Source organism: Paenibacillus sp. FSL M7-0420 (genome assembly GCF_038002345.1).
GTDB lineage: Bacteria > Bacillota > Bacilli > Paenibacillales > Paenibacillaceae > Paenibacillus_AQ.
The window spans coordinates 5,257,482-5,269,802 of sequence record NZ_JBBOCJ010000001.1; the positions used below are offsets into that span (position 1 = coordinate 5,257,482).

Consider the following 12,321-nt stretch of genomic DNA (forward strand, 5'->3'; position numbering starts at 1 on the left):
GGTTTACGCCGATGACCATTTTTTTCGCAAAATGAGCTGTGCAGCACCTGATCTCCCCGGATGAACTGTGTGCCTACAGGCCAGAATAAGAATGCAGACCGCAAGTCAGGTCATTCTAACGGAAAGGGGGATGAACATGGAGATATACAGCGACAGCTACAGAATAGCCCCGCTTAGCGACCAGGAGGATGTGGTGGAGGTAATCCGCCAGGCGGAGTCGGAAATTGCCCGGATGACCGGGAACCCGGAGGTCACGCTGATTGCCTATGAGAAGACGGGCACCGCGGCAGGTAAATGAAGCTTGGACCCGTGCTGATTCCAGGCAGAACGGTTATCTTTTAGACAATATAAGCCTCCACAATGTCATCTACCAGCAGCCACTTCCATTCCTCCGCCCACCGCAGCTTGAATTCACGCGAGTGGGTGTGAATGGAGGTCACGAACCCGCTCAGCTTCCTCTGCTCCAGAGGACCATACAGCACCAGCGTAACCCGCACATGACTCCGCAGCGATAAGGCCAGCGTATGCTCAATCTCCTCCAGCTTCTGCTCGTCCAGCACCGGCTTCAGGCTATGCCAGGTCTCCCGTTCGTCCCTCCTGATCCCGCCCTTATGCTCCGTCAACATGATCCGGCTGCTCTCCCGCAGACCGCCCGCTTCAAGCTTCTTGCCCATTGCTATTCCCCCACTCTGTTGTTTATAACCCGGACTACATCATCTTGCCGCCCACAAACCGAACGCATGTTTGTATTATATCTGCGATCCATCTTGTTAGGCAAGCAGAAATTAATGTCAGGCCAAGGACGCTGAAGGAGAGCTTCAGCTAATCATAATACAGGGTTGAACTAGCACCACACCTGCATGAAAACAGCCATCCCGTGGTTCTAGTATTTTAGCTAATCTGATGCCATCATTAGGGTAATGGGGTAGAAAGGACGGAGATGAAATTTATGATTAGAGCTGCAAATGTGGAGGATCGGGAGGATATTTCCAGACTATTAACGCAATTAGGTTACCCGGATACCGAGCTTTTTATGAAAGAGAATATAGAAAGACTGCTTGCTGACCCCAATGAGGAGTTAAAGGTCTATGAAGCGGAAGGATGTGTTATCGCCTGTCTTTCCCTGCATTATATCCCGCAGCTGGGCATGAGAGGAGATATCGCCTCCATTAGTTATCTGGTTGTGGATTCCTCAGTTAGAGGGAAGGGAATCGGACAGGAATTAGTGGAATTCGCCTCAGCTTCCGCCCGCCGAAGAGGATGTGCCAGTATCCAGGTTCATTGCCATGCCAGAAGAATAGAGGCTCATACATTTTATGAAAGACAAGGTTTCAGGGAGGCCCCTAAGTACTTCTCAAGAAGGTTGGACCAATAATTCAATCCACAGCAAAAAGACGCCTACAGTAATGCTGTACAGCGTCTTCATCCGAACCCTTTGGCGTATAACAAGTCTTGTCTCTGCTTATTTCACTGACGAAGTCCCTGCGCTTCCAGCACCCGGTTCCTGCTTGGCATCTGTGCCTGCATCTGACACGGTTCCCGGTACGGCTTGCTCCGGTTCAATCAGTCCTGCGGCTTCTCTGGCTTCATTCAGCTTGGAGATGCCGTAGAGCATCGCTATGTCCGCCTGCTCATTCATCGTGTTGAATTCCTCAGCGGTCACATCGGGCGATACTGCGCCCTTGGAAGCCTTCTCCTTGATCTGATAGGCACTCTGAAAAGCAATCACAGAATCTCTAAGCAGCTTCTCGATCGTATCCGGCAGGCCACCCGCAATCTTGATATCGTTCACATGATCTGCAAGCTGAGATGCGGTATCCTGGAAGCTGTCCACAGCCTTCTGGAATTCTTTGTCTGTCGCTTGTCCGGTGGAATAAGAGGTTAGCGTGGTGTTGAAGTTCTCAAGCGAGGATTTGCCCATTTCGTCGAATTTCGACATTTCATTGTAAAAGCTCTGTACCGTCTCCTGTACCTCTTCCGGGGATGCCGGTTCAGCACTGTTATTGCCGCAGGCACTGAGGATCATGACGGCCATTAGCAGTCCTGCAAGTAAAGCTTGTCTCATAGTTAATATCCCTCCACTTAACAGAATAATATCGATTTTTGTTAAGTGCAAATGAAATTAATGTAAAATTCGGCGTAATGAAACATATGTCAGCAGATAAGCGTATTCATAGGGAGAAACGGCGGTCAATAACCCGTTGATGACTGGCAATTCCTGTTATACTATAATGAATTTATCCGTTCAAGGAGAGGAAGATCTATCATGGCTTATTGCACAGCATGTGGTGCGGAATACAAGCAAGGTGCCAAATTCTGCGGGGAATGCGGGGCAGGCACAGAAGAGGCCGGTTCTTCGGCAGCAGCACGGCGTCCGGCGGCTGGCCATAGCTCCGGTCCCGAGCAAGAATTATGGCAGGGCAAGCCTGCCGGCATCTCCGACCGTCTCAAGGGGCTGATCGGACTGAATACCACCAAGTATACGATTACGTCCCAGCGGATTATGGTGAAGAGCGGACTGATCGGCAAGGATGTCGAAGAAATTGAGCTGCTGCGGGTCAACGATTTCTCCGTCACCCAGTCGGTTATGCAGCGCATGCTGGGCATCGGGACGCTGATCATTTTGTCGGATGATGCTTCATCTCCGCAGCTACCCTTCAATAGAATCCGTAAGGTTCAATCTGTCAAGGATATCCTGCGCCAAGCCGTCCGTGACGAGAAAATCGCCAACAACATCAGCTACCGCGAGCATATCTGACGCTTCGTTACTCTTTGTTATGGAAGGTAGAGGGCTCCTGCCGGAATGACGCCTTTGGCCTGGCTGGGGCTCTCCCACATCAGTACCGCCCGCGCATCCCCCTGATTCTCATAGTACTCCACCTTCAGCTCATGCAGCTTCCCTGCAATCAGACTCACGGTGCCTTGCCGCTCCTGCCCGCTCTGCTTCATCCAGCTGTCAATAACCAGCTTCCCGTCAATCCATACCCGGATTCCGTCATCGGAATATGAATAGATCGTGTAGGTCTCACTGTAGGCAGCGCTTATTCGGCCGCTCCAGCGTACCGAGAACAGATCTGCGTGAACGGCCGGATCAGGCGCCGCCTGCCTCCAGGCGAAGTTAATATTGGTATCTGTCCGGGTGAGGGCAGGCGTGCCGGTAAGCGTAATATTGTTATAATACTGCCCATAGAGGCCCGGCTTGGGGAGTACCCCTCCTGAAGAAGCATACGCCGCCGCTTTGGCCGAATAGTCATCTCTGGAGAATACGGCACTATTCCGCATAAAAGCCTGAATCACTGCATCCTTATTGCGCTCGTACAGCATCTTGCCCCAGGTCATCTGATAGCTCCATTTGTTCTGCGTGCCTGCCAGCACAGCTGGCGGAGGAAGCTCTCCGTTCTCGCCGATGGCGATCAGCTTGCCGCGCCCCAGGTCCCAGAGCGTATCATGATGGCTTGCCTTGTAATCCCCCTCGAAAATATCCGCCGCCAGCACATCCACTCTGCCGCTGCCCGGATAATATTTCGCCGGCTCCTCACTATTCTTGTTCTTGGCATTCGGACTCCACACCCACAGAAGATTGTGCAGCTTATGATAGACGGTGTACCGCTGGAACATGATCTCCCAGAGGGTCACGAAGGAGGACTTCTGCCCCCACCAGAACCAGCCGCCGTTCATCTCATGATAAGGTCTCCAGAGGACGGGGACACCGGCGTCATTGAGCTTTTTCAGGAAAACAGCTACCTTATCGAGCTCGGCAATCAGCGCGGTATATTCGGGGGTTCCGGGTGTGATGTACTTGCTGAAATTAGCTTCGCTGAGGCTCATAGAGACATTCGTCCAGGCGGGTGCGCTGCCCGGCAGGTTGGCATGATAGGTCATCGCTACGATGCCCCCGGCCTTGTGCCAGCGGATCGCACTGTCGGTTACGCCCTGCCGCTGACTGCTGATAAGCTTCTCCGTCTGGCCGCTGATCGGCCCCATCTCATAACCGTGTAGTCCGGCATAGCTGCCAGCCGTAATCTTCAGCTTGTTGTTGATATCATCCGGGCTCTCCAGGTAATCATGCTGACCGCTGATCATTCCCTGGCCCTGCAGCCAGTACAGCGTCTCCAGCAGCTTCCGTGCGGGAGCTCCCAGCTCCGCGTCAGCTGGAGCCATTTGTATTTTGCGAAAAGCCGCTTGCCACTGCACATCACCAATCAGCCGCGAGGCCGAATCCAGCAGGTCCCTGAGATTGCGCTGTTCCACATTTTCCACCATCCTTTTCATTGTGTTTGTACATATTATGACGAATTATGGAACTTCAGCACGGCAGATGCACAGAATTCGGGCTGTCACAATCCGGTATTCTTACGCTATACTATTCTGGGCACAGGCCTTATACCCATACCAACCTACAAAGGAGCAGATATGAAAGCCAAAAAGTCCATCATCAGTCTCATCATTATCGCCCTGCTAAGTCTTGCCGCCTACCTGCTGGAGGAGAACGGGCAATGGCTGCCGCAGACCCCTTCTGCGAATCCTTCGGAGGTCGTGAAGCTGAAGTTCCCGGCAGACCGCTACCCGGAGACCGCAAAGCACATCCAGAAGGCCATCCGCAAGGGAGAGTCAGCGATCTGCACCATCAACCGCAAGGACGCGGAGGAGAACCGCAAGGCGTCTCTGAAGGGAGTCCCCACGAAGAAAGGCTATGACCGGGACGAATGGCCGATGGCCATGTGTGCAGAAGGCGGAGCCGGGGCGCATATTGAGTACATAACGCCCAGTGATAACCGCGGAGCGGGAAGCTGGGTCGGCAATCAGCTGGAGGCGTTCGCTGACGGTACGCGTGTGGAGTTTATTTTCAAATAAGCCGGCATGTGGGGGATGTTATTCAATTTCACCGCGATACAGCGTAGAATGAAATGGGATAATATAACTTTGATGGAGAGCCGGAAGTGTTCTATATCTGTTATCGGGGCAAAAGGCTGTACGGCCCTATGTCCGAAGCTGAAGCCTTACAGGAATGGTTCGCGCTTGCAGGAACAATCAAAGAACTCTATATCATTGAAACCGATGCAGCTACAGGCAGAATCAAACGCCAGATCGGGCCAACGGCCCGTGCTCATAAGAAGAAAAAGAAATAGCCCTATCCGGCACAGGCCGGACAGGGCTACACTGGCTATTGGCGATTCTAGAACAAACAGGCTTTAGTGATGATAACCAGCAGAATGAACAGAACCAGAATGGCACCTGTCGAAGTCCAAGGGCTTACTACCGGAACGATTGGAGGTCCCTGATTCACTCCACCTACGTTATTTCCACAACCGCAACCATACTCTGCTCCCATAATTAATTCCTCCTCTTGAATATTGAATACAGCACAGAATATGTGGAATTCCGCCCCGTTGCATGGGCCAATTGGCAAAGAAATACCATTCACCTAACGGACAGGCGTCCAATGGTCGATATAGAGTATGAAGCAATAGCTTCAAAACAAATGGAGGGAGGAATGCCGGATGGATATTGCTGCATTATCCGTAGTGATGAGCCAGTCATCCTTACAGCAGGCCGCAGGGCTGCAGGTGATGAGCCTTGCCAAGGAGCAGGCGCAGAGCAGCGCCCAGGATATGGTTCAGATGCTGAGTCAGGCCACGCACCCCACCTTGGGAAAAACACTTGATATTCGGGCGTAATTCCTTTATGCTTACATACATAGGAACACCCGTTCCATATTTCAGCCGGTGAAGAGTACGCGCTGAACTGCTGCTTAGCCCTTACGGGCTTTTCTTTTGGCCAATAACACGAACATACGATCTTATATCTGGGGTGATTGATTATGCAAGGCTATTATCAGATGACCGCTTTGGAGAAATGGACAGAGGATCTGTACCAGCGCATAGGCATCCGCAAGCCGTCTGACATCTCCATCGATTACATAGCGAAGCGGCTCAATATCTGGGTACACTATCTGGATGTCAGAAGCAAGGCGATTGAGGCTGCGGCCGGAATGTACAGCATGTTCATCGACAACCGTCTTCCTCCCGAGCTGCAGCGGCTGGAATTCCTCCACGAGCTCTGTCATCTGCTGCGGCATGCCGGCAAGTCTACGCTTATGCCCGGAGTGTTCACGCAGGCGCAGAGAGATGAATCCGACCGGTTCATCCTGTATGCCTCCATGCCCTATAGTATGATCTCAGCGAATACGCTGCCCGAGCTTCGTGAGGATGCCGTTGCCGAGCTGGCTGTAGCGTTCCAGGTACCCGTCCCACTTGCTCTGCAGCGGATCGATCAGATCCAGAGACGAATTTTCCAGGGGCAATTAATGGCTGTTATGGAACGTAACGAAGACAGAAATATCATCCACAGACATATTCGCTAAGCAGTGCGGGGATAATACGCTATAGACCCGGAGGGCGGAGATTCCCCTCTAACACAGGGTTAGATTCTACTGTAAAGGGGATCACCATCGACATGGAAGCTATGCAAGTGATTCAATTACTGCTGACTCATCCGGAATACAGCGTGGATGCCGTCCACCCCGAGATCCCGGATTTTGTCGGCATTGAGACGATTGAAGTGGACCACGAGACCCAGACCTTCTCCATCCTGCTGCAGGAGCCTAAGGAATACGGCTGAGTGCAGGATTTTACAGAATAACAATTACATAGAATAGCCCCGCTAACACGAACCGGTACAGCGCGAACCATTCCAGGCGTAGCCGCTTAATCAGCTTGATGAACGTGACTACTGCAATCATGGCTACGAGGAAGGACGTCACGAACCCGATAAGCATCAGGGTCAGCGCATCTGAACTGAGTAGATCCCTGCTGTCATACAGGTCAAGGAGGCTTGCTCCGAACATCACCGGCACTGAGATCAGGAAGGTGAAGTCCGCAGCGGCTTTCTGGCTGGTTCCCAGCAGCAGACCGCCTGAGATCGTCGAGCCGGATCTTGAGAAGCCGGGCCACAGCGCCAGACACTGGAACAGCCCGATGCCGAAGGCTTGTTTATAATTCAGACCGTCCACGGTCTCTGCCGTTACGGTACTCCTGCTGCGTGCGGCGAAGATCATCAAGAGACCACCAGCAATCAGACCAATGAGGACCGGCTTGGGGCCGAATAGCTGGCTCTTGATCGTGTCCTTGAATAGTAGATAGATGATTAACGCTGGTACCATGGCCAGGATCATATGAATTGCATTCAATCCCTTACTCTTGGCGAAATCCATCTTAAGCATATTCACGCCAATGTTCACATACTTCTTCCAATACAGCAGCAGCACGGCCATTACCGCACCTAGCTGGATTACGATTTTGAAGGTAACCGCAGCCTCCCCCTCGAAATCCAGCAAATCCCCTGCCAGGATAAGGTGCCCGGTAGACGAGACCGGCAAGAATTCAGTCAACCCCTCAATAATCCCTAATATGATTGCTTTGATAGCTTCAGTCACTGGTGAATAGCCCCTTTCGGAAGTGAATCAATATATTTCCAGTATAAGAGGCAGGAAGGAAATTCCCCATCGTTTGACCTTACAATAACGGATTAGGTGTGACATAAATGTCATGTGGCGTTGTGACCACAAAAAAGCCACCAAGCTACTGGTGGCAAAATTTCATTATGCTCTATTCGTAAAATAGCCGCTATGCTAATTGTGTAATAACAAGATGTGCTGAAACGGGTCTTGTTCCTCCGGCAAGAGGAGTAATTGTAAGTGCAGCGGCATTTCCGGCAGGATTGCGAACGGTTAGAATACTGTTAATGACCGTTGTTTGCACGATCGCCATTTCTACGATTTGTGAGGTACCTGTTGCCCGCCCAACTACGGTATAAGCGAGATCTGCACCATTTAAAGTCAAGATTAGTTGTCCGGCTTCGTCCACGCTAACCTGAAACAGCACCTGATACGTCCCAATAGCCGCTAAATTAAAAGAACTCGGTCCGGTACGGGCAATCGTTGTCCCGCTGGTAGGGCCATCTTGAGGAAAGCTTACATCTGTGCCCGGCGCTACCGTTGCCGTATTATCAGAAGGCATCAGAGCAAAGAAATCAGCAAATCCTAATACCCCTCCCGCCGTTCCTGTTGCCCCGGTTGCTCCTGTTGCCCCGGTCGCTCCTGCAGCTCCTGCGGCTCCTGCAGCTCCTGCAGCTCCTGCCGCTCCGGCTGGCCCAGTGGCTCCTGTTGCTCCAGCCGACCCTGCAGCTCCTGCCGCTCCGGCCGGACCAGTAGCTCCGGCAATGCCTTGTGGCCCAATCGCTCCCGCCGGACCAGGTTCACCCTGAGGGCCCTGGGGACCTATGAGGCCCTGGGCTCCCGGAACTCCCTGCGCCCCTTGAGGGCCGACAGGCCCCGCTGCTCCCTGGGGGCCTATCGCTCCAGGTGGCCCGGGCACACCTTGGGGGCCTTGGGGCCCTGGAGGCCCGCCGGCAGGTCCCGGAGGACCTGCTGTTCCCTGGGGACCTCTTGCCCCCGGGATTCCCGGTATGCCCGGGGAGCCCTGCGCTCCTTGGGGCCCTGTGGGACCAATGACGGTTGGAGTAGTGACATTGACTTCAGGCGGTGGACAGGTTACTTTAACAACCTTTTTAATCACTTTCTTAACAACTTTCCGGTGTTCTTTTCTTTTTCTTTTTGGAGAAACGAGGGTGACGATTTTTTTAGGATGACATTTTTTATCGTCTGGACAACTCAATACGGACACCTCCCTAATAAGATAGTGTAGTGTACGCATCCCATCTGGTTTAGAAATGGACGAAAAACCAGTTTTTACTAGTCAGCAACCTAATTCCAAAAAAAACGGGCGTTAGCCATAGTAGTTACGCCCTTAAATACATCACAATGTCCCACACCAAATTTTATTATTTTTCGTATTTTAGAATTGGACAACTGATACTTCCCTGTCAGACCCGAATTTCTAATTCGGGTCTGTTTTTTGGTTATTCTCCTTCAAACTCATGCTGCATCAATTAAGCTGACGCTATAAATGATGTGCAACTTCAGATGCTCAATTCACGTAAAACTGATAAAGGAGCTGGTAAAAATGGTTGTCTTTGCTATTCTATTTGTACTGATTGCGATGCTGAATATCTTCTTCCCGGCCATGGGCTGGCATATGCGTTATGGCTGGATGGTCAAGGGCGACTCCGGCCCCAGTGAAGCCTATCTCATGATGAGCCGAATCACAAGTGTGATCGTTCTTATTCTCTTTTTCTTGTTCTTTTTGCCCTCTATGTTTGGTTAGGGGGATAAAACAATAAAACAGGAGCTGCTGGCGCTTCCCTGCCAACCACTCCTGTTTTTATTTTCATTTAAAATTTTTAGCCCTGTTAAGGAATAGCAATGAGCGCACGGGGAAGGCCAGACGATTGACGGTACATTAATATTTTCAACGGTTCCGTGGATAACTATAAAATAATGTATGTGAAAGGTAAAATAATGAAAAACACTACTAAATGGTTTGTTTACTTATGTTGGTTCGGGGCTCTTGCTATAAATATTCGGTTGCTAATAAGATCATTTTCAAACAATGAGCCTGTATTCTCTAATATAGTAGGTGTTGCTTTATTGGTAATTGCTATTATTAGCTTACATTTCAGTGAGAAAGCTAAAGAACAAAAGAATGGAAGTAACAAGTAATAAAATTAAACCCTAAGAAATCAGAACATATTTATTGAGTATTTGAAAAAGCTATAAAATAAAACTCGCCGGGCTTAATGCCAGACGGACTTATTATTTGTACAGGCTCAATCATAGTAAAACTTCTATAATATATTTGTTAACATGTAATACAGCAGCCGATGCATATTAAAAACCCCCTTGCTAGGCAAGGGGGTTAAGTGAAGTGGGCCCTACAGGACTCGAACCTGTGACCAATCGGTTATGAGCCGACCGCTCTAACCAACTGAGCTAAGGGCCCGGACTAGGATATCCGTATTATACAAGTGCTGTCCGGTGTAATAAGGTAATTGCGGGGGCAGGATTTGAACCTGCGGCCTTCGGGTTATGAGCCCGACGAGCTACCGGGCTGCTCCACCCCGCGTCAGTTAATAATTATTTAAACAGCGACAATAGATAATATACAATATAGCCATGGATAAAGTCAAGGATGATTTTGGTTTTTCTGGCTAAGGCAGAAAACGCACACCATAACGCCCCTTGCGCGAACGGTATATTTCCACAAAACGCGGATCATGATAGCCATAGATCCAGCCGTCCTGCTCCAGTCTTTTGGCAAGGCAGCCCGCTTGAAATCTGGTCCTGAACAGCTTGGAAAAATAGATCCAATTCATGATACCCTCTTCTCCTTCATCGCAATAATATATGTCCCGGTGCTATTTATCATGCCCAGTTTTGCAAGAAAATTAGAGGATTGCTCTGCGGAGTGGATGGCAATTTCTGCCCTTATGCTTAGGTGACTGGTTGAAGGATAACGCTGGCATGGAGCAGATTACTGGGGGGGATGGAGTCTAACAAATGAGTTGAGAACAGAGTATGGAGTATGCAGCTAATTGTAATGAGCAGTTGAGGGGAAATAGTTGGATTTTATACACTTGCTTGGGCGGAAATCGCCTCTTCAAAGGAAATAAGTGGATTTAGGTCATTTAGTTCTGGCGGTATCTGCGTTATTGTCGATTTCAGATTTCAACAAGTGTATTTTTTCCAACTAAAGCCTCTATAAGTATGCTGGGCCAGTGAATAGATGCTGTTTTTCCACTTCTTTTCCCTAAGAGCCCAAAAACTAATTAAAGCATAAAAAAGAAGCCCCTTCCCCGGCTAAGGGTACAAAGCTTCTTCTACGCACTCTCTACGCTTTACACTTTACGCTTTACACTTTACGCTTTACGTATTCTCCACGCACTATCTTCCAGCCTCAGCGTCTTCTCCTACCCTACACGCCGAAGGCGGCAGGGTCCTGGCGCCAGGATTGCAGCAGCGCTACATCGCTCTGAGCGATCTTGCCTTGGGCCAGCGCCACATTAATCAGCGTGCTGTAGTTGGACAGGCTCTGGAGCGGAAGCTCCGCTGCAGCGAATGCGTCTACCGCGCGGTCCAGCTCGTAGCTGAAGATGGCCAGCACGGCCAACGGGAGGCCGCCTGCTTCCTGAACGGCCTGCGCGGCTTTGATGGAGCTGCCGCCGGTGGAGATCAGGTCCTCGATGACGACGACCTTCTGGCCGGGCGTGATGAGTCCTTCGATCTGGTTCTGCTTGCCGTGGCCTTTGGCCTTATCGCGGATGTAAGCCATCGGCAGACCGAGCTTATCGGCCACCCAGGCCGCGTGCGGGATACCGGCTGTTGCTGTCCCGGCGATCACCTCGGCGTCCGGATAGCTGGTTCTGATCAGCTCTGCGAAGGCCTCCGCAATGTAGTTGCGGACAGCCGGAAAGGCCATGGTCAGACGGTTATCGCAGTAGATCGGCGATTTAATGCCGGAGGTCCAGGTGAACGGCTCCTGCGGGCGCAGGGCTACCGCTCCGATCTCCAGCAGATGACTGGCGACCTGTTCACTTCGATTCTCTAATATGCTCATGCTTGGCTCATCTCCTCAATAATATTCAGTGCTGCAGCTCGCGGATCTGCCGCTGCTGTAATCGGCCGGCCTACTACCAGGTAGTGGCTGCCTTGGCGGATAGCCTGTCCGGGAGTCATGACCCGGGACTGGTCGTCCAGGGACGCCCCGGCGGGCCGGATGCCCGGGGTAACCGTGCGGAATTCCGGTCCGCAGGCTTCGGCAATCACCAAGGATTCCTGCGGGGATGCTACGACTCCGTGCAGGCCTGCTTCCGCTGCAAGCTTGGCATAACGCACCACCGCATCCGTCACTGGTCCGGCTATGCCGATTTCGCGGTTCATCACTTCCTGACTGGTGCTGGTAAGCTGGGTTACCGCGATAATCAGCGGCATGTGCAGCGACGGCTGGAGGCTGACGGCCTTCGCCGCCCCCTCCACCGCAGCTGCCATCATGGCAGCTCCTCCGGCGGCATGTACATTGAACATATCAACCCCGAGCAGGGTCAAGCTTTCGGCCCCGCCCCGTACGGTGTTGGGGATATCATGCATTTTCACATCGAGGAATACCGAATATCCGCGCTCCTTCAGTTCCCGGATGAACTCAGGTCCGGCTGCATAGAACAGCTGCATACCCACCTTCATATAACAGGGAATGCCTTCGAGCTGTTCGATCAGCGCCCGCGCCTTGTCTGCATTCGGATAATCCAAGGCTACCATCAGGCGTCCGGCCATTTCATTACGCTTCTCTACCTGTCCTATGTTCTCATGTTCATGCTGCTGTGCTGCTGTCCCGTCCATTCGCTTCCCCTCTTTCTTGGTTCAAGTGG

Annotated in this window: 19 protein-coding genes and 2 tRNA genes; 9 read left to right on the forward strand and 12 right to left on the reverse strand. The window is 51.4% G+C overall.

What is annotated here, in order from left to right; all coding sequences use genetic code 11:
- The first annotated feature begins 136 nt into the window (after window positions 1-136).
- The gene (locus tag MKX51_RS22375) at window positions 137-298 is read left to right on the forward strand and encodes a hypothetical protein (RefSeq protein WP_340938952.1); all 162 of its coding nucleotides are present in this window, start codon (window positions 137-139) and stop codon (window positions 296-298) included.
- Window positions 299-338: 40 nt separating this feature from the next.
- Here the strand turns inward: MKX51_RS22375 and MKX51_RS22380 are convergent, their stop codons facing one another.
- Window positions 339-674 (reverse strand): YolD-like family protein, encoded by a 336-nt coding sequence (locus MKX51_RS22380; RefSeq protein WP_340993940.1) that lies wholly within the window; start codon window positions 672-674, stop codon window positions 339-341.
- Between the two features lie 275 nt (window positions 675-949).
- Between MKX51_RS22380 and MKX51_RS22385 the strand changes: the two genes are divergently transcribed.
- Complete coding sequence (locus tag MKX51_RS22385; RefSeq protein ID WP_340993941.1) at window positions 950-1,375, forward strand: GNAT family N-acetyltransferase; 426 nt, start codon at window positions 950-952, stop codon at window positions 1,373-1,375.
- Between the two features lie 87 nt (window positions 1,376-1,462).
- On the opposite strand, the gene MKX51_RS22390 is transcribed toward MKX51_RS22385, so the two are convergent.
- Window positions 1,463-2,065, reverse strand: coding sequence for a hypothetical protein (locus tag MKX51_RS22390; RefSeq protein ID WP_340938949.1), 603 nt, complete (start codon window positions 2,063-2,065; stop codon window positions 1,463-1,465).
- Between the two features lie 201 nt (window positions 2,066-2,266).
- On the opposite strand from MKX51_RS22390, the gene MKX51_RS22395 reads away from it, so the two are divergent.
- Window positions 2,267-2,758, forward strand: a complete 492-nt coding sequence (locus MKX51_RS22395) for a PH domain-containing protein (protein ID WP_340993942.1) — start codon at window positions 2,267-2,269, stop codon at window positions 2,756-2,758.
- Window positions 2,759-2,775: 17 nt separating this feature from the next.
- On the opposite strand, the gene MKX51_RS22400 is transcribed toward MKX51_RS22395, so the two are convergent.
- A complete protein-coding gene (locus MKX51_RS22400) occupies window positions 2,776-4,251 on the reverse strand; it encodes a glycosyl hydrolase (RefSeq protein ID WP_340993943.1) in 1,476 nt (491 codons plus the stop codon).
- 162 nt (window positions 4,252-4,413) lie between these two features.
- On the opposite strand from MKX51_RS22400, the gene MKX51_RS22405 reads away from it, so the two are divergent.
- Together MKX51_RS22405 and MKX51_RS22410 are read left to right on the forward strand one after the other, a co-directional pair.
- Complete coding sequence (locus MKX51_RS22405; protein WP_340993944.1) at window positions 4,414-4,854, forward strand: NucA/NucB deoxyribonuclease domain-containing protein; 441 nt, start codon at window positions 4,414-4,416, stop codon at window positions 4,852-4,854.
- A 128-nt stretch (window positions 4,855-4,982) separates the two neighbouring features.
- On the forward strand, window positions 4,983-5,129 hold the full coding sequence (locus MKX51_RS22410; protein ID WP_340993945.1) for a hypothetical protein: 147 nt from the start codon (window positions 4,983-4,985) through the stop codon (window positions 5,127-5,129).
- Between the two features lie 47 nt (window positions 5,130-5,176).
- Here the strand turns inward: MKX51_RS22410 and MKX51_RS22415 are convergent, their stop codons facing one another.
- On the reverse strand, window positions 5,177-5,332 hold the full coding sequence (locus MKX51_RS22415; protein WP_155991357.1) for a hypothetical protein: 156 nt from the start codon (window positions 5,330-5,332) through the stop codon (window positions 5,177-5,179).
- A gap of 169 nt (window positions 5,333-5,501) precedes the next feature.
- Here MKX51_RS22415 and MKX51_RS22420 point away from each other — a divergent pair, with 169 nt between their 5' ends.
- The 3 genes from MKX51_RS22420 to MKX51_RS22430 all read left to right on the forward strand — a co-directional run bounded on the left by MKX51_RS22420 (window position 5,502) and on the right by MKX51_RS22430 (window position 6,621).
- Entirely contained in the window at window positions 5,502-5,678 is a 177-nt protein-coding gene (locus MKX51_RS22420) for a YjfB family protein (RefSeq protein ID WP_076076056.1), read from the forward strand.
- A 143-nt stretch (window positions 5,679-5,821) separates the two neighbouring features.
- Window positions 5,822-6,364 carry an ImmA/IrrE family metallo-endopeptidase gene (locus MKX51_RS22425; RefSeq protein WP_340938943.1) on the forward strand — a complete coding sequence of 181 codons (543 nt, stop codon included), beginning with the start codon at window positions 5,822-5,824 and terminating at the stop codon, window positions 6,362-6,364.
- 92 nt (window positions 6,365-6,456) lie between these two features.
- Complete coding sequence (locus MKX51_RS22430; protein ID WP_340938942.1) at window positions 6,457-6,621, forward strand: hypothetical protein; 165 nt, start codon at window positions 6,457-6,459, stop codon at window positions 6,619-6,621.
- Between the two features lie 10 nt (window positions 6,622-6,631).
- On the opposite strand, the gene MKX51_RS22435 is transcribed toward MKX51_RS22430, so the two are convergent.
- The 3 genes from MKX51_RS22435 to MKX51_RS22445 all read right to left on the reverse strand — a co-directional run bounded on the left by MKX51_RS22435 (window position 6,632) and on the right by MKX51_RS22445 (window position 8,260).
- Window positions 6,632-7,435, reverse strand: a complete 804-nt coding sequence (locus MKX51_RS22435) for an undecaprenyl-diphosphate phosphatase (RefSeq protein ID WP_340993946.1) — start codon at window positions 7,433-7,435, stop codon at window positions 6,632-6,634.
- 190 nt (window positions 7,436-7,625) lie between these two features.
- A complete protein-coding gene (locus MKX51_RS22440; RefSeq protein WP_340993947.1) occupies window positions 7,626-7,865 on the reverse strand; it encodes a hypothetical protein in 240 nt (79 codons plus the stop codon).
- A gap of 176 nt (window positions 7,866-8,041) precedes the next feature.
- Window positions 8,042-8,260 (reverse strand): hypothetical protein, encoded by a 219-nt coding sequence (locus tag MKX51_RS22445; RefSeq protein WP_340993948.1) that lies wholly within the window; start codon window positions 8,258-8,260, stop codon window positions 8,042-8,044.
- A gap of 763 nt (window positions 8,261-9,023) precedes the next feature.
- On the opposite strand from MKX51_RS22445, the gene MKX51_RS22450 reads away from it, so the two are divergent.
- Window positions 9,024-9,224 (forward strand): DUF6199 family natural product biosynthesis protein, encoded by a 201-nt coding sequence (locus MKX51_RS22450; RefSeq protein ID WP_340938938.1) that lies wholly within the window; start codon window positions 9,024-9,026, stop codon window positions 9,222-9,224.
- A 601-nt stretch (window positions 9,225-9,825) separates the two neighbouring features.
- On the opposite strand, the gene MKX51_RS22455 is transcribed toward MKX51_RS22450, so the two are convergent.
- The 5 genes from MKX51_RS22455 to pyrF all read right to left on the reverse strand — a co-directional run bounded on the left by MKX51_RS22455 (window position 9,826) and on the right by pyrF (window position 12,226).
- Window positions 9,826-9,899 (reverse strand) — tRNA-Ile (locus MKX51_RS22455).
- A gap of 49 nt (window positions 9,900-9,948) precedes the next feature.
- Window positions 9,949-10,022 (reverse strand) — tRNA-Met (locus MKX51_RS22460).
- An 85-nt stretch (window positions 10,023-10,107) separates the two neighbouring features.
- Entirely contained in the window at window positions 10,108-10,272 is a 165-nt protein-coding gene (locus MKX51_RS22465) for a hypothetical protein (protein WP_340993949.1), read from the reverse strand.
- A 599-nt stretch (window positions 10,273-10,871) separates the two neighbouring features.
- Window positions 10,872-11,513, reverse strand: coding sequence for an orotate phosphoribosyltransferase (gene pyrE, locus MKX51_RS22470; protein ID WP_340993950.1), 642 nt, complete (start codon window positions 11,511-11,513; stop codon window positions 10,872-10,874).
- Entirely contained in the window at window positions 11,510-12,226 is a 717-nt protein-coding gene (gene pyrF, locus MKX51_RS22475; protein ID WP_340995682.1) for an orotidine-5'-phosphate decarboxylase, read from the reverse strand. Before pyrF ends, pyrE begins: the two co-directional genes overlap by 4 nt.
- Between the last annotated feature and the right edge of the window lie 95 nt (window positions 12,227-12,321).

Coding starts and splice junctions, on each gene's coding strand:
- MKX51_RS22380 (WP_340993940.1), bottom strand. CDS start 674: ATGGGCAAGAAGCTTGAAGCGGGCGGTCTGCGGGAGAGCAGCCGGATC.
- MKX51_RS22415 (WP_155991357.1), bottom strand. CDS start 5,332: ATGGGAGCAGAGTATGGTTGCGGTTGTGGAAATAACGTAGGTGGAGTG.
- MKX51_RS22425 (WP_340938943.1), top strand. CDS start 5,822: ATGCAAGGCTATTATCAGATGACCGCTTTGGAGAAATGGACAGAGGAT.
- MKX51_RS22465 (WP_340993949.1), bottom strand. CDS start 10,272: ATGAATTGGATCTATTTTTCCAAGCTGTTCAGGACCAGATTTCAAGCG.
- pyrE (WP_340993950.1), bottom strand. CDS start 11,513: ATGAGCATATTAGAGAATCGAAGTGAACAGGTCGCCAGTCATCTGCTG.
- pyrF (WP_340995682.1), bottom strand. CDS start 12,226: ATGGCCGGACGCCTGATGGTAGCCTTGGATTATCCGAATGCAGACAAG.
- MKX51_RS22420 (WP_076076056.1), top strand. CDS start 5,502: ATGGATATTGCTGCATTATCCGTAGTGATGAGCCAGTCATCCTTACAG.
- MKX51_RS22405 (WP_340993944.1), top strand. CDS start 4,414: ATGAAAGCCAAAAAGTCCATCATCAGTCTCATCATTATCGCCCTGCTA.
- MKX51_RS22395 (WP_340993942.1), top strand. CDS start 2,267: ATGGCTTATTGCACAGCATGTGGTGCGGAATACAAGCAAGGTGCCAAA.
- MKX51_RS22375 (WP_340938952.1), top strand. CDS start 137: ATGGAGATATACAGCGACAGCTACAGAATAGCCCCGCTTAGCGACCAG.
- MKX51_RS22410 (WP_340993945.1), top strand. CDS start 4,983: ATGTCCGAAGCTGAAGCCTTACAGGAATGGTTCGCGCTTGCAGGAACA.
- MKX51_RS22390 (WP_340938949.1), bottom strand. CDS start 2,065: ATGAGACAAGCTTTACTTGCAGGACTGCTAATGGCCGTCATGATCCTC.
- MKX51_RS22385 (WP_340993941.1), top strand. CDS start 950: ATGATTAGAGCTGCAAATGTGGAGGATCGGGAGGATATTTCCAGACTA.
- MKX51_RS22430 (WP_340938942.1), top strand. CDS start 6,457: ATGGAAGCTATGCAAGTGATTCAATTACTGCTGACTCATCCGGAATAC.
- MKX51_RS22450 (WP_340938938.1), top strand. CDS start 9,024: ATGGTTGTCTTTGCTATTCTATTTGTACTGATTGCGATGCTGAATATC.